This is a genomic window from Veillonella sp. CHU732 (genome assembly GCF_003992085.1).
Classification (GTDB): Bacteria; Bacillota; Negativicutes; order Veillonellales; family Veillonellaceae; genus F0422.
Map to the genome: position 1 here is coordinate 41,984 of NZ_RQVC01000014.1, position 19,353 is coordinate 61,336.

The window sequence follows — 19,353 nt, forward strand, 5'->3', positions numbered from 1 at the left end:
TTTCACAACAGATTCTACTTGTTTATCTGCATTGATAATATATGTTTTCTTACCTGTCTTAGGATCTTCCTTAGTTGTACCAAGTGTAATACCTGTACCAGCTTCTATATCAGTACCTAAGCCAGTGATAACTTTTTTACCACCATCTGTGATGTTGGACAAGTCATTTTTCGCAACTCCAGAGATGACTGCTTTCGTATCAGCTACAGCTGTTCCATCTCCATTGACATAAGTTAATGTTACATTACCATTTTTATCTACAGTATATGTTTCTGTATCTGTTGTTGGTTTGATGTGAAGTTCTTTGCCTGCTACTGCATTCAATTGGCTCACGTTAACAGCATCTGTTTCTGCTTCACCATTTGCCACACCAGTAACTTTTGCACCACCAACGGAGAATGTGCCAGGTTTTGTTCCTTCTGGTGCATTGATAGTCAATGTTGTGCCACCATTAGAAATTGTTAATGGACTTGTACCTTTACCTACAATGGAATTGATGCCTGTTAAAGATTCTGCTAAGCCAATTTCTAATATTCCACCATTATTTGTAGTACGAATATTATTGGTAGCCGTGTTACCAGTAACAGTTCCTTCACCTTTAATTGCTAAGGTTTGGCCTAACTCTTTGCTAATTACATCCCCTGTATTACCTTGGAACTTCATTCCTTTTGTAGTAGCATCCTCTACTGCTTTCGCAATACTTGCATCGGATGTCTTCTTAAGGTCAGAAACGTTAACCGCTGCATTTGGTGTATCCGCATTAGCTTTATTTAATTTTTCTAAGTACGTTGCATTTGGTTTTTCTTGACCTGCATCAGTAGTTACTTTTGCTCCGTCAATTGCAGAACCAACGTTATCTACACGTTGCGGTGCTGCTGTATTTACTTTTGTATGTACAGTGCCTTCATACTTAGTGCCATCTGCATTTTTGAAAGTGCCATCAGGTTGTTTGAATACTTGTTTGCCTTTGTCATCTACGAAGATTAACGCTTGCGCTTCTCCCAGTTTTTGAGCATTGACTTTCACATCATATGCATGTGTATTTCCATCTACATTATCAACAGTGACAGTGCCATCAGTAGATTTCACAGTTGTGATTGTATCGTTATCTGTACCTCTTGGTGCACTAATTTTGATCACACCATCTGTTTGAGTTACTTCAATACCATCAGCACCTTCGATAGCAATTCGTTTGTTATCTGTTGGTTTTGCGCCAGGTTGTGGAGTTACATTCGTGATAGTAGTACCTGATTTTACCGCCAAATCCCATTGGTTTGCTTTTACAGTATCTAATGCTTCTTTTGATGCCACATCGTTAATAGTAATCGTTTCAGGAGTACTATCAGCTTGTTTAGTATTTTTAACTTTTAAAGAAATGGTTCCATTATCTACTTTATACGCACCATTGCTACCTTCTACTGGATTTGCAATTAAACTATAATCTGTTGTAGACGCTGCATCAGCAATGTCTTTTACCGCTTTTAATTGTTCTTCCGTAGCTGCACGATTAGCCTTAGCAAAATCTGCAGCAGTTAGAGTTGTGTTTTGTAATCCTGTGATTTGACCTTGTTTACCATCGATAGATACTGGATGATCTCCATCTACTTTCACAACACCATCAGCTGCAAAGCTTACTTTTCCTGTGCCTGCTGTATTAGTAATGGATGTAATTTGAGTTAAATTACCTGCAACATTTACTTTATACGGTTCAGCTTCTGTGCCTTTACCTTCTATAGTTGTATTCGTACCAGCTGCTAATTTTGTTTTAGCTACGGATACTTTGTAGATAGTTTTACCCTCTGTATTTGTATCTTTATCTACAGTAACATTATCTGCATTATCTCCAGCTTTTACTTCTACTGCATCTTTAGCAATATTAGCCACTGCTTTTTTAGATACGCCTACACCGTAACGAGCATTGGCTGTTTTATCTACAGTTCCATCCATCATAGTTACAGTAGCAATATTTTCATCGCCTTCTGCAGCATTGGATTTCGTCACGGATTCAACTTGTTTATTTGCCGCAATTGTAAAGGATTGTTTTCCTGTAGTAGCATCTGGTGTTCCAGGTGTAACTGTAATACCATCTCCTGCATTGATCGTTGGACCTAAGTCAGTGATAACTTTTTTACCTGCATTCGTAATGTTGGACAAATCTTCTTTTGCTAGACCTGTGGCAGCAATGGTCACTTTACCAGCTTCGCTAGTAATATTGATATTATCGCCTTTTGCTAGGTCAATCACACCATTCTTTACTGGCACTTCTGCACCATTAGCAGATAGCTTCCATAGGTCAGATTTTTTAGCCACTCCAGTGATTGTTAATTTATCTGTTGTATCCCTACCTGTCCCATCCACATATGGCATCTCGATAATATCTTTTGTCGCATCCGTTGTTCCAAATGTATACTCACCTGGTTTGACATGACGTTCTTGAGCTTTCAAGTCTTTTGCAGTCATATTCAAATCGTACACATTAACAGCACCAGTAGGAGTAGTTTTTGCTGCTTCTGCTAATTTATCTGTATACGTTGCATTAGCACCAGCAGGCGCTGCCACTTTATTAATACTTGAACCTACATTTGACAACGTAGGTGCAAAGTTATTGCCGGAGGTTGTACTACCGTTAGCATCTACCAGACGAGTTCTCACATCCGTCACAGCCGTATCTCTTCCTGCTACAGGTTCTTTCGTTGTATAGTACTTGCCATCTGTATGTTTATACACACGATTACCTGCTGCATCCGTATAGACTACAATGGAATCTTGTTGTTCGCCCTTGATGGTAATCGTACCACCAGCAGCCGTTACAGTGACACCATTTTCACCTTTCAAGTTAATGCGCTTGTTGTCACCTTCCACGGCTTGAGGTGTTACTTTTTCTGATGTACCATCTGTCGCTACAACGCCTAAGTCCCATAATGCAGTTTTATCAGCTTTACCATCAACAGCATCGCTAACATGTTTCAATTGGTCTTCCGTAGCTGCTCGGCCAGATACTGGTGTTGTCGTACCTACAGTCCACTCTGTATTTTGCAAGCCAGTCACATGACCTGTACTGCCGTCAATAGTAACAGGTTTTCCGTTATTGCCAACAACAACTTTACCTTCTTTGCCATTAATAGTAACAGTTTTATCTCCAGCAGTTCCGCTACTGAAAGTAGATACACCATTCGCACCGAAAGCTACTTTACCATTACCTACTTCATTTGTAATGGAAGAAATTTTATTTAAGTCGCCTTGTACATTGACTTTATATGGATCAGTTTCTGTACCCGTACCACCTACCGTTGTATTCGTACCAACTGCTAATTTTGTTTTATCTACAGATACTTTGTAGATTGTTTTACCAGGTGTAGTTGTATCTGGTGTTACATGAACATTATCTGCATTATCAGCAGGTTTTACTTCCACTGCACCTTGAGCGATTTCAGCTACTTTTTTCTTAGATACACCTACACCATATTTTGTGTTAGCTGCATCTTGAGCGCCAGTCACTGGTTTTACTTCTGCAATGTTTTCGTCATCAGTAGCTGCAGTTGCTTTTACAACAGATTCTACTTGATCTGCTGCAACTATGGCGTAAGATTTTTGACCCGTTGTGTTATCTGTAGTTGCAGTTACCGTAATATTTTTACCAGCAGTAACTGTCGTGCCTAGACCAGTGATAACTTTTTTACCTGCATCTGTAATGTTAGATAAGTCGTTTTTCGCTACACCTTTGATAGTCGCTGTTGTATTAGGTACAACGCTTCCATTACCATCGGAATAGGATAAAGTAACATCACCATTTGCTTTAGGAGTATACTCCATTGGCGTAATATGTAGTTCTTTATTTTTTAAATCAGCCACAGTACTATTTAAATCTTTTACGTTCACCGCTGCCGTAGGGTTATTCGTAGCTGCTACACTTAAACGATCTGTAAACGTTGGAGCTGTATTACCAGTGACGCCTTGTTTTTCGATGACAGACTTAACATTATTGAATACAGTCGCATCTGTTGTCGCTGTTTTACCCGCTCCAGGGGCTGTGTTTACTAAACGGGCTTGAACATCTGCTACCGGTTTTGTACCAGCTGGTGGATTTTCCGTTGTATAGAACTTACCATCTGTATGTTTATACACACGATTGCCTGCTGCATCTGTGTACACCACTGGCATAGAATCTAAAATTTTGCTACCACTAATCGTTACTGTGCTACCACTAGCCGTTACAGAAATACCGCCATCTCCTACTAGGTCAATACGTTTATTCGTATCAGTACTTGGCGCCACTCGGTTAATATTACCATCAGCACCCTTAGCTCCTAAATTCCATGTGATAGCATCTAATTGCGATTTATTGACAGCATCATTAGGGTTAACCCCTGCTTGAAGATTCGTGATTGGCTTATCATTCATGTTGATGCCATTGTAGGAAATGGATGGACCTGCTTCTCCAGTTTGATTATTGCCGTCATATTTATAAGCAGTAAAGCTTTTCGATTTTAATTCAGGGCGCATTCCAATAGCAACTGTATTTCCTGTAGTGAAAGTACCTATATTACCAGTTTCATAACGAACGCCACCATCTGCCCATATAGAATTAGGCTCAGAATTAGTTGTAAATTTTTTACCCGTTACGTTCACGGTATTACTAGTTGCGGTTGGTGTTACTTTAGACCCTTGATCACCTGTAAAGCTAGTAACAAATATACTATTGATTTTATTTTTTATAGACTGCGTCAAATCCATAGTGATTGTATTACCAGCCGCATTCGATGTTAGATAGGTACCATCGCCTACTACATTTAATGTTTGGTTATGCAAACGTACGTCAGCACCTGCCGTTGCTGTAGTATTACCAGCAATTTGCAAGTTCACAGCTTTCAATTGAGCTACGTTTACCGCATCTGTATCATTTGAACCTGCTGCTAAATTTGTAATTTGTCGCTCTTTACCACTAGCACCGATAGAAACAGATCCCAAGCCAGACAGAGAAGCTGCCGCACCAGATACAGCAGTTGTATGATTATTCACACGGCCTGCAGCTGGGTCCCATCCTTTTGTGCCTGCTGCTGCTCCTGCTACGGATTCAGAACCAAGTGCGACGGAACCTGCTACAGCTGCACTCGCGCTATAACCTAACGCAAGTCCATTTACGGCAGATACAGTGGCACCTTTACCAAAAGAAGCCCCGCCTGTTGCACTTTTTTCAACCTTAGCATCTGCACCAACTGCCGTAGAATGTTGACTATAGGCTTGCGCATATCCGCCTATAGCTGTTGTATTTTGATGTTTTGCCTTAGCACCTTGACCAACAGCCACAGCTTGCCAGTTATTACTTCCATCTAACTCAGTGCTAGCTTGATAACCGATAGCAATACTATTTCCGCCTTGAGCCTTCGCCTCTCTACCTAAGGCAACACTATTGGAGCTTGAAACTTGAGAACTTTTACCGATGGCAACACCACTATCAGCTGTTGCTTTAGCCTCTGTACCAATAGCAACGACTTCTTTTTCTAGGGCTTTCGCATAACGACCCATAGCAATACTATTGGTACCAGCACGTTTATTCTCAGCTACTTCTACCAGAGCATTAGAACCGATAGCAATTGAGTTTTCCCCATTAGTTTTTGCCACAGAACCAATGGATACACCATCTCCAGCTTTTGTCACTGAATTGTAACCGATGGCAATATCTTGATCTCGTCGTGCTTCTGCAGATTCACCAATCGCAACAGTACGAGTTCCTGTCCATTGTCCATCTGGAACATCTTTATCTTTATCATCAATAGCTAAACCAGTTTTGGCGGCTTTACCAATCGCAATACCACTTGTTCCATTAGCAAATGCGGTACGGCCAAAGGCAATAGACTCCATTTTTCTCGCATCGGAGTTGCCACCTATCGCCAATGCCCCTGCTTCTCTTGCATTAGACAATGCACCTACTGACATGGCGTCTTTGCCAACAGCCTCAGCGTTTAACCCCATCGCTATAGAGTTCTGTCCACGAGATTTCGCAACTGAACCTATCGCAATGGATTGTTGCCCACCAGCATACACAGTCGAACCAAGCCCGATAGAATATTGACCATATGCACCAGATCCTGTACCAATAGCAATTGCTGAAAGTGCTTTATTATCAACTTTTGCATATTTGCCTAAGGCCATACTCTGCAAAGCTAAGGCTTGATCATTTTGATAGTTCGAATTACGATTTTCAATAGTGTCGCCATCCGCAGCTAAACCGACCTCTGCAGTGGAGCGTTCATTTAATTTTTCTATATTATTCACAGACAAGAAATGAGGATCTGTATCACGCCATGCACGTAATTGCGCTACTGTTACTACATCTGTATCTAATGCACCTGGTGCCACATTGGTAATACGGCGGAGAGTAGGTACCGTTACTTTATTTCCTTCTGCGTTAGTAATCTCAACTTCGCCACCGCCTACGGACACCACACCAAGCCCCTGCTTATCTAAGCCTGCTAACGTTTTTCCTAACTCAGAATTACGTGGTAAATAGGAAGGAACCTCCATAGCATCTTTTTTATACTCTAAAACGACGGATCCATCAGCATTATATACATACTTTTCTTCTGGTGGTAAATTGTCATATGGTTTGACACCCGGTTTTAATTTCGGTGTAGATCCTTCATATTTATCAGTAGAGTTATGTCCTAGTACGATAGAGTTACTATTTGAAGCCTTAGCATTTTCACCAATAACAACCGCACTATCTACGCCCTTAGCGCTAGTACCACCTGTAGCATTATTACCAATAACAATTGAGTTTGTGCCCGTAACAGTCGCTTTTGTACCTAATGCAATCGTATTCACGCCGGTTACATGAGAGCTTTTACCAATAGAAATGCCTCCTTCAGAACCTGTAGAAACGCCTGCTGATGTACCCAATACTAGAGCATTGGATGCATAGTTGTTAGCCTCATTACCAATCGTAATACTGTTGGCCGCACCCAGACCAGAATTAGCATTGTAACCAAAAGACATACTATTTTCTGCTTGGGCTTTTGCTTGCGAGCCTAAGGCTATTGAGTTCTTCGAGCCATCACTAACATTGGTATCATACCCTATTGCAATACTGTTAGATGCATTATTCCCAATATTTGCTTGTTCACCTATTGAAATAGACCGTGTAGAATCTCCCCCAATACGGCTAGTTTTACCGATTGCGGTACCGCTACTGGATAATACAGTGGTATTAAAACCAATGCCTACGGATGCATCGCCTAATACTGTTGATCTGTTACCAATGGCTACATCGCCTGCTCCATATGTCGAGGTACGAACCCCTAATGCAACAGAATTTGCCGCATGCGATTGAGCCCCAGTACCAACAGCAATAGATTGGTCTGCGTTTTTAGCAACATATGCCAACGAACCCATAGCAATACTTGCATCTGCTTTCGTATAAGCACCTACCCCTTGTGCAATACTTGCATTTCCTGTAGCTGATGTATAGTTACCAATAGCTATTGCATTATCACCATCTTTAGCGGTAATCTCCCTAAAATCATTCGCAGGATCTGCAGGGTTTTCAATATGATCTTTATGAACACCTAGGTTTAATTTTTCAGCCGCTTTTTTAGGGTCATTCTTAAGGTTTGTTCCAAGTCCTTCATTCAAGGATTTATTAATAAGATTAGAAACGCCGCCTTGTGTTTCAAGAGCTTTTTTTAATTCCGTGTCATTACTCTCAACGCCTGTAGAATTTATAAGGTCTTTAACACCAGGAATTTTATCTAATGCGGTCTTTTTAGCGCTTACCTCGTTTCTATATTGTCTCACCTGATTAGAGTACTTTTGTATATTAGCAGTATCCTTCGCTGCAACGGCCGCGTCATAATTTTTTTGAGCCTCTACAAAATCTGCCAATTTAGCATAATATTCATTGACTTGTGTAATGGATTCAGGACTAAGAGAGCCAGTAAGGCCTTTAATTGTACTCTCTAAATTATTAGTTGCACTCGCCTTTGTATTCGCAAATGTATTATAACCAATAGCTAGAGATGATTTACCTGTAGCTTGTGTATTATATCCAAGAGCATTACTACCCGATTCATTAGCTGCCGCTTTAGCACCTAGTGCAACAGTATAATCAGCATGAGATTCAGATCTAAAACCAATCGCTACATTATCTGAAATCCCAGGTGCGTATGTATATCCACTTTGGCTATCATATCCGTTTATCTTAGATGAGGCATCTGAGTATTGACCAATCGCAACGGTACCCGTTCCGTCAGCTTTTGAAGCACCACCTAGTGCTATTGCTCCAGAACCTCGAACAAAGGTATTTTCACCACCTGTAATATTGGCTCCTTCATAGGTCACATACCCACGGTTTACATTCAATGGTTTACTCTTTGGATTGTTTGGGTCTTGCGTTCCATAGAAGTCAGTTGACTTTGTTGCCAGCGGTGTATGATAGAACAAACTATACAAATCACGTATCGTAAGATTCAACTCACCTGGTGTTTTATTTAAAATTTTCTCAGTTATCACATTAGTATCAGTACTATACAGGTCACCTTTTGCCCTGCCAGCTTGTTCAAATGCTAACCCCAATAAAGCAGGCGGAATTACCGCATGCACTGTACTAGGCACACTAACTCCAATGCCACCTGTAATCAAGAATGCAATAACAGCCCCTTTGGTATACTGGCCTTTGTCCTTTAATGCTCGTTTCAGAAAGCGTTCACATTCTAAAAATATTTGGCTCGATTTCATACAACCTCCACGCACATAACTATACCTTCAACTCTAACACTTGTGTTCACAATTTTGTAAACTTCCACGATTAGAGAGTCGTATCCTTTGTTTCATCTATGCTAGTCATTACGAATTGTAGATATACGATACGTAACTTTATCATTACACTCACGCGACAATCATTTGCCATTTATAAGCAAATATATCGTCATGCGTTCACACAACATAGCACAGTCTAGTAAAAAAAATTTTAATCATTAGTTTTTATTATACACTAAAACACTAGAGTTTTATAGCATTTTCCGTTAAAAAATAGCATAAAACTTCAAATTGTTGAATTATAATTCCGTTATTTGCTCACTTTTATGAAGAGAAGATGAAGAACTATAATTTTATTCATCTTCTCTTCATCTTTCTCCTCTTACCCCCCCCCATTTATTAATATAACTTATGATAATTATAAGAAAAACAATTGAATACATTGACAAATGCAACCACATTTACAATCACTTTCACAATCACATTGATAACAAAAAAGTTCACCCAACCAGACCTTACATCTGTATTGGGTGAACGTCTTATACTTCACTATTCTATTGTTCTTACACCTTGCAACTCATCGACAATTTCATCCACTAAATATAGGTCAGACCTACAATGCATATCTGCAACACCTTCTCGCATCAGTGCATAAGTATCCGAATGATAAAACAAGTCCAAAGCGCGCATAGTCGTAATCGATAATCTTTCAGCCAATAAAGCTATAATTCTAGCATACTTTTTCTGCAACAATACTGGATGCGCCCTCATACTTCCACACTTCTTTCAAACACCAATTTCGACAACGCCTTTTCTGTCCTAAACGTAATTTGTAAGTTAGTCTCTTCATACATCAATCGTTTAATGGCTTCTGTTTTATCAATCAGTCCATCAAAATAGAGTTCTACCGTGTTAAACACTCGATCATTGGCAACTCCACCTATCACTATATCGTAATCTGTTGTATCTTTACAGGTGCGACATTGCAAAACGAAATCTAGCCACTCTTCAGAATAACTTTTAAATCTTAATACCTTTACATCTGAAAGGGTACTTTCATCAAAGTAATATTCAGACACAATCCCCTTCTTATTCTGTTTACGAAAACGCCTTGCCCATTGTTCAGCTTGCTCATAGATAGGTGTTGTATAAAATCCCTTTCCAAAATCTACATTCTCTCGAGAATGTATCAAGTCTGGATTCATCACCGCTACATATGATCCATGATATACCCTCATAAGCTAACCCCCTTAGCTTTCAGCATGTCTATCAAATCATTTACAATATATTCCTTCCCCTGCGTATGTAACACGTCATAACAAGGTATGATATAGTTTTGCAATATATCTGTTTGCACTGCCAACATGTCGTAGGCCGCAGTTCCATCTACCACTAGTTCTTTTGCTACGTTTTCTATACAGAACACAGCAAACTCCAGTGCTTTAAACTCTTGCGCATTCGTATCAACGCCGGTGTCTATATATCGATTCATCTTTATATCCTTATAAAAAATGGTCAGCCTGCTCTTGCCCACTGACCTCGTCCTATACTGTCATTATAGGGTTCCCCCTAGGGAGTGTCAAGATATAAAAAGTTCACCCAACCAGACCTAACATCTGTATTGGGTGAATGTCTTTCACTGTATTATCTTGTCATTAACTAAACCAAGGAGAGATATCAAAGTCCTCGTGAATGGTTGCTTTCACCATGCTACGGCCTAGGTAAAGCCCCAATAGTGTCAAGTTGAGTCGGCACAATGGGATGCGATTATAGGTTTGGCACAGGTCTAGCAAGACTGGGGAAATGTATTCTAGTACGTCCTCGAAGGATGTGTTGTCCCAGTCAAAGGCTCGGCTAAAAGCTAACCCTGTCAACGCCTGCTGTGTGTCTTGATCAGTAATGCCTGCTCGTTGGAATAAGTTTGGCAACATGTATTCGTCAACAGCTGACAATTTTAGCAAGTTCGAGTTGAGGCTCGGCACGGTAATGGATGTACGTACCGGCGCATGTTGCATAACATATTCTAACTCTTCCATGGTAAAGCCACGGTATTCAAAGACCAACGGATAGGAGTTACGCAAAATTTGCTCAAATCGCACTTCTCCTGCGGACGATGTACAACGCAAGTACTCTAATTGTTGGTACATGTCTTCACGAGTTGGCAATTCGCTAAGTAATGGCTCTAAATATTTTTCTACATAGTGTTGGAAATTTTCCAAGGAATAGTTGTTAGAATTTTTAGAATATTGCACGATTAAGGCTAATGCCAAGGCTTGTAAATGACCTTTTTGCATATTCACCAAGCATTTCAAGGCATCCACTGCCACCAAGTACCAAGTACTGGATTGTGGTCGTTTTACCACATCTCGGAAGGCATCTGCTAGCATGTCTCGTAACCACTCTGTTGGGTTCGTAACATACGCTTTTTGCACTTGCAACAACGCTTCTTGGACAGCAATATTTTCCAACAATGTGGCGATTTCTTCTTCCGATTCGGCGCCCAATTGAGAGAACACGTATTCTGTGATGTATTTTGCCGTCGTTTCTGATGTTGGATTCAGAATACCAAAGGCCGCTACGTACTGTGCCACAGCTTTATCTACGATGCTAACGAATGCAGTCGCCACGGTTTCTTCCGCCACTGGTTCGTCTGCGGTCGGTTCTTCGCTCATCAATTCTTCTGTAATCTTTGGCATAATCCGTGTCGCATCGTCCGCCTCCTCTAGGGGTTGTTCACTAACAGCACGCACTAATTCTTTGGATACAACGCCTTGGGATTCATTCCAATCTGTCGCATCCACTGCTGGCAACGGCATGGTGTAATCACTAGGGTTCATCTCTTCCCAGATTGTGTCATTCGTCTCAGATTCTTCTTTTACAGCATACGGATTCTGAAAGTTCCGTCTCCGCTCTTCATAATATTCTTCATAATTTGATACCGGCTGCTCTGCGTGTTTCTTGTTACTTTTACCATCCCGAAACAAGAAATAGCAACATAGTAAAAATAACAACACGACGCCTACCACGACCACGTAAGGTCCATATTGTAATGAAAGTTGTATCAATCCGTCCATGGGAAGTCCTCCAATTCATAAATGCATGTATACTTCTTTTATTATACCTATTTACGTTGAGATTTGAAAGTGGTCTAAGGCATTCTTCAAAATCTTCTACATCTATTGATTAGGAATCAATAAAAGTGCCTTGTATAAGTCACACCAAAACTGCAGCAAGCAAAAAAGGAACTATCCGAAGATAGTTCCTAGTGTGGTGGACGATGACAGGATCGAACTGCCGACATCCTGCTTGTAAGGCAGGCGCTCTCCCAGCTGAGCTAATCGTCCATATGGTGACCCGTGGGGGAATCGAACCCCCGATACCGCCGTGAAAGGGCGGTGTCTTAACCGCTTGACCAACGGGCCATGTTGTGTAAGTGGTGACCCACCCGCGACTCGAACGCGGGACACCCTGATTAAAAGTCAGGTGCTCTGCCAACTGAGCTAGTGGGTCATGATAGTGTACTAACCGAAAGTAAGTTGGCTCCTCGAGTAGGACTCGAACCTACGACCGATCGGTTAACAGCCGATTGCTCTACCTGCTGAGCTATCGAGGAATAATACAAGAGTTATTATATAGCACTTTCATATAAAATGCAAGTATTTTTTATATATTTTAAATTTTCACTTCGTGTAAATCCATTATATTCGCTAAAAACTCGGAATTATCTAGCTTGCTAGATTGCATAGCATCTTCGATAGCTTCACTCATTAGCTCAGCTGCCAAGGTGCCTACCACATTCACATCAGCTACTATAGGCCTACTTGTGCTACATACGCTTTCACTGGCAACAGAATGTTCACAATGGGCAACACCATTTCCATCCTCTGCATCAACTGCTGTACTAGCACAATGTGTACCGCCACTGCCTCTCATGCTTTCAGTATCCACTGAAAACGCATAGATGGTGTCTCCATCAGACAGGGTTCCTACAGGTCGAATGGACCGTGCATAGCCATTAGTAGCCATCATAGCAATCTTGGTTAGTTCACCTTTATGAAAGGCAGCATTCGTCACGATAGCACCGATGGTAGTATTTCCTTTTTCCATACCTAGGACCGTTTCACATTGGGAATGACCATCCTGTAACGAATCATTCCCCTCGCTAGATATCACAGATGTACCTAACATAGGTTTACTTTCACTAATTCCTTCATATTGGTCAAACATCAGCTGACAAGCATCCAATATGTTCTGGCGCCCTTCGTCCATGACGCCCCCTAGGGCATGTCCATGACGATCATACACATTACCGAAGGCATTCACCACCACGACGGCGCCCACTACGAGGTTCCCTAGTTTCGCCGCCGCATAACCGATACCGCCCTTCATAGCCCGTTCCATGCCGCACACCTTGCCTACGGTCGCCCCTGTACCAGCCCCCACATTGCCAGACACAGGTTCTGTACTTGTGAAAGTCCTTTCACAAGCATCACGGGCCATCTCTACCGTAGGACGTGCCTTCGGATTGCCATAGGATAAATCGTAAATATCACTTTGACAAACGATGGGTACTACACCATAGGCTGTAGGAAAGCCAATATTCCGTGCTTCTAAGGATTGCATGATACCATCGCTGGCACATAGCCCAAAGGCGGATCCTCCACCTAAGACCAAGGCATTCACCGGCGTTGGCGCTGTCGTCGGATCTAGGACACCGCTTTCACGGGCCGCAGGACCACCTCCACTAATGTACAGCCCCCCTTGTGCACCATCAGGAAAGCGCAATACGGTCAAACCCGTTTTACCTATCGTATCTGTAGCATTTCCTACCTTTACAAAGTCTATGTCATTCCATGATATTCGTTCCATCGCCGTTCACTGCTCCTTTTTCTCGTTCTTGCGCTTAGTATCCTAAAGGTGTACAAACTGTCTACTTTGGATTGTAATTTCATTAGATTCGCTTGTTAGACTGCTTTTCAATTTACCTACATTAGATATCAATCCTATGGAATTTAAACCTTTCTACTAACAAGCATCACCTGTATATCTACCACCAGTATTTTATAGGTCCCACAATCTGACTCAAGTTCCTAACATACGCCATGCCATTCTAATATATAGACTAAACATACCCTCATCATAGCACAAACAGGTACCTCTTTCTACTAGAGATACCTGTTGATGATTAGTTATGTGCTTCTACTTTCAAAATCGCTTCAGTCAATAATTCTTCTGTTACTACATACGGGCTGATGACCACATCACGAACGGAGGCTGCTTTTTTCACGATCATCGGGATATGCTCTGTGGTTAATCCCATGTCTGAAAGTTTCGTAGGCCACCCAATTTGACGATACACTGGCAACCAGCGACTTAACTCGTCATCTTGCTTGTCTGCTGCAAACAACACTAATAAGCCATAGGCAACCATTTCGCCGTGAAGGTGGTGTTCTTCCGTATGAGGATCTTCAGCGCAACCATAACACACAGCATGAGCAATGGTACTATTGAAATCTCCTGGCATGCAACCAGATACAATACCTGTGGTCAGTACAACGGCCATCACCAATTCATCAAAAAGGCGGTTACGCTCTCCCTTTTCATTAGCCGTAAGGGCTTCACGACCATGAGCAAAAATTGGTTCCGCACACATCTTAGACAAGGATAAGCCTACTTGTACATTGTAAGACAAATCACGACCACGTGTGGCCATATGCGTTTCATAATGCTTCGCTATGGTATCACCCATACCTGCCCAGAAATATTGACTTGGGGCTTTCACCAAAATGTCTGCATCAATGAATGTATGCACTGCAGGACGTTTTAGGAAGGCTACGCTATCAAAGGTATGGTCCAAAGTATAAATGGCAATCGCCTCCGATGTAGCCGCACAGGTAGCTGCAATAGTAGGCACTGTGATGACAGGAATATCCCCTAATTCAATACTCGTTAATTTCGTCGTATCTAGGGCTTTACCACCGCCCACACCGATAAGAAAATCTGCTGCTTGCAAGGATTCTTTTTTTGCCAACTCATTCGTTACTGCGTATGCACATTCACCGCCAAAATGCACCACTTCTAGCACCTCAACCCCTGCTTGTTCTAAGGCCGGTTGCAACAAAGGTAATGCCACAGATAACGATGTATCTCCACCGATAATAACAGTTTTCTTGCCTAACTGTTTCGTATACTCTCCTATGGTGTCAAAAATTTCGTGTCCTCCAAAGCTATAGCTTGGTAATGTATGTACAGGTCTCATCCAATCATCCTTTCTATGAGTCCATTTAGGGCGTACCATTGTATGTTAAAACGTAATACAAAGTATTATAGGACGATTGAAAGGAAATTGCAATCACTATAGGAGATGTGTATATATAGTGCTATGGTTATATGTGATTTCTATGAATATCTCAGCACACCCGATTCATAGGTTCCCCTTTTAGGAATGCCACAATATTATCCATCACGATGTGAGCCCGTGTGACAAAGGCTTCTTGGCTAGCAAAGGCAATGTGCGGCGTTAATACTGTACGAGGTGCATCGCATAATGGATGATCTGTAGGGATTGGTGGTTCTACTTCAAATACATCAATGCCTGCGCCACGTAATTTACCGGCATGCAAGGCTTTCGCCAAAGCTTCGTTATCCACCACAGGTCCACGCGCCGTATTGATTAACACGGCTGTATCTTTCATCATATCAATGCGTTTCGCATCGATTAAATGGCGAGTTGCATCCGTCAATGGCACATGTAAGGAGAGAATATCTGCTTCTTGTACTACTGTGTCTAGGTCTGTAAAAGTAATCCCTTCTGCCGCTAGTTCAGGTTTTTCTGAACGGTTATAGGCGATGACCTTGCACCCAAATGCTTTTGCAATGCGTGCCACTGCACTACCGATTGCCCCCATGCCTACGACACCAAAGGTTTTGCCGTGCAGTTCAAATCCAGGCAGTCCATCTTTAGTGCCACCTGTCCGTGTACGTCCATCGCAAGGCAATACATTGCGCATGACAGAAATAGCAAGACCAAACACTAACTCTGCTACGGCTTGTGTAGAATAACCTGCTGCATTGCTCACAACGATACCTTTCTCACGGCATGCATCCAAATCCACATGGTCCACCCCTGTGAAAGCCACAGATATAAACTCTAAGTTTGGACATTGCCGAATAATCTCACCAGACAAAGGTTGGTTCGCCATGATAATGATGGAAGCTTCACGAACACGGTCCAACAGCTTTACTTGGTCCGTTTCCTTCGTACCATGCACAACCAGTTCATAGCCTTGATCCTTGAATGGCTCTGCTAAGGATTGTAATAATTCTTCGGATACGCCTAATGGTTCCATGACACAAATTTGTTTCATAACCTTACCTCACTATATTCTATAACATGCAACTACTAGGGAAGATTCCCTATGGCTTAGACTCATTAATTTGTCAAACTACGGACTGGCGCCGGAATACGCCCACCACGACGAATGAACTCTTCTGAACTAAATGGATGTACTTTTATAATCGGTGCATATCCCAAGAGCCCGCCAAACTCTACGATATCCCCTACGGTTTTATTCGGCACTGGAATGAGTCGTACCGCTGTCGTTTTATTATTAATCATGCCAATAGCCGCCTCGTCCGCAATAATTGCAGAAATCGTCGCTGCTGAGGTATCTCCCGGTACAGCAATCATATCTAATCCCACAGAGCAAACACAAGTCATAGCTTCTAATTTATCTAAGGACAAACTGCCTAATGTAACCGCATCAATCATGCCCTTATCTTCACTGACAGGAATGAAAGCACCACTTAATCCACCTACGTGAGAAGATGCCATAAGGCCACCTTTTTTCACAGCATCGTTCAACAAGGCCAAAGCTGCCGTAGTACCATGGGTACCGCACGCTTCTAACCCCATTTCTTCTAGCACATGTGCTACAGAGTCCCCTACGGCAGGTGTGGGTGCTAAAGAAATATCGATAATACCAAATTGTTTATTCAATCTACGTGATGCCTCTTGTGCTACTAATTGTCCCACACGAGTAATTTTGAAAGCTGTCCGTTTAATCGTTTCCGCTACTACATCAAATGGTTCACCTTTTACAGATTCCAAAGCATGTTTTACTACTCCAGGACCACTGACGCCAACACTAATGGTTGTCTGACCTTCTGTGACACCATGGAAAGCCCCTGCCATGAACGGATTATCTTCTACAGGATTGCAGAAAATCACTAGCTTCGCACAACCCAAAGCATCTCTATCGGCTGTGAGACGGGCTGTTTCTTTCACAATGTGTCCCATGTCAGCCACTGCATCCATATTGATGCCTGCCTTTGTAGAACCAATACCTACGGAGCTACACACGATATCTGTTGTCGCTAACGCTTCAGGAATGGAAGCTATGAGCTTGCGATCTCCCTCTGTATACCCTTTCGATACTAAAGCAGAAAAACCGCCGATAAAATTTACACCTACTGCTTTTGCTGCTTGATCTAAGGCACGAGCGATGGACACATAGTTGGGTAAGTTGGAGGCACCACCAATTAAAGAAATTGGTGTCACAGAAATACGTTTATTAATAATAGGTACTCCTAGTTCACGCTCTAAATCTTCCCCTGTTTTCACTAAATATTCTGCTTCCTTCGTAATATGGTCGTAAATACGAGCGCACATACGATCTCCATCTTCAGAGATACATCCTAATAGACTAATCCCCATGGTTATGGTCCGCACATCTAACTTATTATCTTGAATCATCCGATTCGTTTCTAAAATATTTTCTATACTTAACATAGGTACCCTCGCTTATCCCACACGATGCATACTTAAAAAGATGGCTGCATTTTGCGCTAAAATTTGAACACCTAAGCGGTCACCTTCTGCTATTAATGCTTTTTGGATACCACTTAAATCGGCGGAGTCACTGACTTCACACATCATGATCATATTAAAAATACCATCCAAAATAGTTTGGTTAATGGACACTACATTTACTTCATTGTCTGCTAACACACGGGTAACTCCCGCAATAATACCTACTCTGTCTTGCCCTACCACTGTCACAACTAATTTCATACTTTCATCTCCTATCAAATACGTATCCAATTTTAGTTTCATTATAAATTATAGTCATTCAAATTTCAATGAATATATAAAGTTCTTGACTTTCACTATAAACTATGAAATAATAGTACGATTTGTGAAACAAGGAGGTTCCTATGGCAGATGATCGTTTAATTGTAGCCTTAGATGTGTCCTCACTGGAGGCGATGCAATCCATCGTAACATCCTTAGGCGATTCCGTCAGCTATTATAAAGTTGGCATGGAATTATTTTATGCAGCAGGTGAACAAACTGTAGCATATTTACGGGACCACAATAAATCCGTATTTCTTGATTTAAAATTACATGACATTCCAAATACGGTAGCCCATGGTATTAAATCATTAACTCGTTTAGGAGCAAAATTAATCACTATCCACAGTCAAGGTGGCAAAGTGATGATGGAAGCCGCTATGAAAGCCGCCAAAGAACAAGCTGCTGAACTAGGCATTGAGCGTCCTAAACTATTGGCGATTACAGCCCTAACCAGCTTTGATGATGAAAATTGGTCCGCCATTGGTGGGTCTTTACCTATTTCAGACCATGTCGTAACATTAGCAAAGCTAGCCAAAGAAGCTGGCGTAGATGGCGTTGTCGCTTCTCCATTAGAAGCAAAACTCATTCGTGAAGCTTGCGGAGAAGATTTTTTAATCGTCACACCAGGTATCCGCCCATCTTTTGCGGCTACTAACGACCAAAAGCGTATTGCTACGCCAAGCAGTGCTTTACAAGATGGAGCGTCTCGCATTGTGGTAGGACGACCAATTACACAAGCAGAAAATCCACAAGAAGCAGTTCGTTTAATTGTTGAGGAAATGGAGACAGTTCAAAAATGATGACAGAAGAGAATGTAAAACAATTATTAATCGACACACAAGCTATTTTAGAAGGACATTTCTTGTTAACATCTGGTCTTCACAGTCCAATGTATGTAGAAAAGTTCAATGTCTTATCCCATCCAAAATATACAGAACAATTATGCCAAGAATTAGCTCGTCGTTTTGAAGACCAAAACGTAGAACTTGTCATCGGGCCTATGACCGGTGGTATCTTGTTAGCTCACGAAGTAGGTAAAGCCTTAGGCACTCGTGCTATTTTTACAGAACGAGAAAAAGGTAAAATGACATTACGCCGTGGATTCCGCATTGAAAAAGGACAACGTGTTCTCATCGTAGAAGACATCGTAACCACAGGCGGATCCGTACGTGAAGTAGTTGATGTAGTGAACGAAGCTGGCGGCGAAATTGTAGGCGTAGGTCTTCTTGTCAACCGCAGCGGTGGTAAAGCAGACTTTGGCGTACCAAATGAAAAAGTACAAGCCTTGTTGAACTTAACTGTACCAACATTTGAGGCTGATGCATGCCCACTTTGCCAAAATGGCACACCAATGACAGAACGTGGTAGTAAACATATTAAATAAAAGGCTCTCTGTCAAATGTTGGGGTATTCACCCTACGAGTCTTCTTTGGCACCAATCATATGTATGGTTGGTGCCATTC

At 41.7% G+C, this 19,353-nt stretch carries 12 protein-coding genes and 4 tRNA genes (1 of these 16 running past the window's edge); 2 read left to right on the forward strand and 14 right to left on the reverse strand.

Annotated elements, in window-relative coordinates:
* From EO121_RS06995 to EO121_RS07060, 14 genes are all read right to left on the reverse strand, one after another.
* On the reverse strand, positions 1-8,733 hold the 5' end (the start) of the coding sequence (locus tag EO121_RS06995; RefSeq protein ID WP_127167020.1) for a YadA-like family protein. The gene continues 20,979 nt to the left of window position 1, outside the view; the window shows 8,733 of its 29,712 coding nt (coding positions 1-8,733); the start codon lies at positions 8,731-8,733; its stop codon lies beyond the left edge, outside the window.
* A gap of 570 nt (positions 8,734-9,303) precedes the next feature.
* Positions 9,304-9,525 (reverse strand): DUF3791 domain-containing protein, encoded by a 222-nt coding sequence (locus EO121_RS07000; RefSeq protein ID WP_127167022.1) that lies wholly within the window; start codon positions 9,523-9,525, stop codon positions 9,304-9,306.
* Entirely contained in the window at positions 9,522-9,992 is a 471-nt protein-coding gene (locus EO121_RS07005; RefSeq protein WP_127167024.1) for a DUF3990 domain-containing protein, read from the reverse strand. The genes EO121_RS07000 and EO121_RS07005 overlap by 4 nt, the downstream gene beginning before the upstream one ends.
* Positions 9,989-10,246: a DUF3791 domain-containing protein gene (locus EO121_RS07010; RefSeq protein WP_127167026.1), complete on the reverse strand. Its 258-nt coding sequence runs from the start codon at positions 10,244-10,246 to the stop codon at positions 9,989-9,991. Before EO121_RS07010 ends, EO121_RS07005 begins: the two co-directional genes overlap by 4 nt.
* 163 nt (positions 10,247-10,409) lie before the next feature.
* Positions 10,410-11,828, reverse strand: a complete 1,419-nt coding sequence (locus EO121_RS07015; RefSeq protein WP_127167028.1) for an LPO_1073/Vpar_1526 family protein — start codon at positions 11,826-11,828, stop codon at positions 10,410-10,412.
* A 194-nt stretch (positions 11,829-12,022) separates the two neighbouring features.
* A tRNA-Val gene (locus EO121_RS07020) sits at positions 12,023-12,098 on the reverse strand.
* A 3-nt stretch (positions 12,099-12,101) separates the two neighbouring features.
* Positions 12,102-12,176 (reverse strand) — tRNA-Glu (locus EO121_RS07025).
* Positions 12,177-12,188: 12 nt separating this feature from the next.
* Positions 12,189-12,264: transfer RNA gene (locus tag EO121_RS07030), tRNA-Lys, on the reverse strand.
* A 27-nt stretch (positions 12,265-12,291) separates the two neighbouring features.
* Positions 12,292-12,367: transfer RNA gene (locus tag EO121_RS07035), tRNA-Asn, on the reverse strand.
* 59 nt (positions 12,368-12,426) lie between these two features.
* The gene (locus EO121_RS07040) at positions 12,427-13,623 is read right to left on the reverse strand and encodes a P1 family peptidase (protein WP_127167030.1); all 1,197 of its coding nucleotides are present in this window, start codon (positions 13,621-13,623) and stop codon (positions 12,427-12,429) included.
* Between the two features lie 316 nt (positions 13,624-13,939).
* On the reverse strand, positions 13,940-15,013 hold the full coding sequence (locus tag EO121_RS07045; protein WP_127167032.1) for an iron-containing alcohol dehydrogenase family protein: 1,074 nt from the start codon (positions 15,011-15,013) through the stop codon (positions 13,940-13,942).
* Between the two features lie 151 nt (positions 15,014-15,164).
* Positions 15,165-16,121 carry a 2-hydroxyacid dehydrogenase gene (locus tag EO121_RS07050; protein ID WP_127167034.1) on the reverse strand — a complete coding sequence of 319 codons (957 nt, stop codon included), beginning with the start codon at positions 16,119-16,121 and terminating at the stop codon, positions 15,165-15,167.
* 65 nt (positions 16,122-16,186) lie between these two features.
* Positions 16,187-17,545: a PFL family protein gene (locus EO121_RS07055; RefSeq protein WP_127167036.1), complete on the reverse strand. Its 1,359-nt coding sequence runs from the start codon at positions 17,543-17,545 to the stop codon at positions 16,187-16,189.
* Positions 17,546-17,557: 12 nt separating this feature from the next.
* Entirely contained in the window at positions 17,558-17,827 is a 270-nt protein-coding gene (locus EO121_RS07060; protein ID WP_127161103.1) for an ACT domain-containing protein, read from the reverse strand.
* Between the two features lie 143 nt (positions 17,828-17,970).
* Between EO121_RS07060 and pyrF the strand changes: the two genes are divergently transcribed.
* Together pyrF and pyrE are read left to right on the forward strand one after the other, a co-directional pair.
* Positions 17,971-18,690: an orotidine-5'-phosphate decarboxylase gene (gene pyrF, locus EO121_RS07065; RefSeq protein ID WP_127161102.1), complete on the forward strand. Its 720-nt coding sequence runs from the start codon at positions 17,971-17,973 to the stop codon at positions 18,688-18,690.
* Complete coding sequence (pyrE, locus tag EO121_RS07070; RefSeq protein WP_126937743.1) at positions 18,687-19,274, forward strand: orotate phosphoribosyltransferase; 588 nt, start codon at positions 18,687-18,689, stop codon at positions 19,272-19,274. Before pyrF ends, pyrE begins: the two co-directional genes overlap by 4 nt.
* Positions 19,275-19,353 lie beyond the last annotated feature (79 nt).

What these genes read in the sequence shown, in the direction of transcription:
- EO121_RS07050 (WP_127167034.1), bottom strand. Translation starts at nt 16,121, where the DNA reads ATGAAACAAATTTGTGTCATGGAACCATTAGGCGTATCCGAAGAATTA.
- pyrF (WP_127161102.1), top strand. Translation starts at nt 17,971, where the DNA reads ATGGCAGATGATCGTTTAATTGTAGCCTTAGATGTGTCCTCACTGGAG.
- EO121_RS07000 (WP_127167022.1), bottom strand. Translation starts at nt 9,525, where the DNA reads ATGAGGGCGCATCCAGTATTGTTGCAGAAAAAGTATGCTAGAATTATA.
- EO121_RS07005 (WP_127167024.1), bottom strand. Translation starts at nt 9,992, where the DNA reads ATGAGGGTATATCATGGATCATATGTAGCGGTGATGAATCCAGACTTG.
- EO121_RS07060 (WP_127161103.1), bottom strand. Translation starts at nt 17,827, where the DNA reads ATGAAATTAGTTGTGACAGTGGTAGGGCAAGACAGAGTAGGTATTATT.
- EO121_RS07045 (WP_127167032.1), bottom strand. Translation starts at nt 15,013, where the DNA reads ATGAGACCTGTACATACATTACCAAGCTATAGCTTTGGAGGACACGAA.
- EO121_RS07010 (WP_127167026.1), bottom strand. Translation starts at nt 10,246, where the DNA reads ATGAATCGATATATAGACACCGGCGTTGATACGAATGCGCAAGAGTTT.
- EO121_RS07015 (WP_127167028.1), bottom strand. Translation starts at nt 11,828, where the DNA reads ATGGACGGATTGATACAACTTTCATTACAATATGGACCTTACGTGGTC.
- EO121_RS07055 (WP_127167036.1), bottom strand. Translation starts at nt 17,545, where the DNA reads ATGTTAAGTATAGAAAATATTTTAGAAACGAATCGGATGATTCAAGAT.
- pyrE (WP_126937743.1), top strand. Translation starts at nt 18,687, where the DNA reads ATGATGACAGAAGAGAATGTAAAACAATTATTAATCGACACACAAGCT.
- EO121_RS07040 (WP_127167030.1), bottom strand. Translation starts at nt 13,623, where the DNA reads ATGGAACGAATATCATGGAATGACATAGACTTTGTAAAGGTAGGAAAT.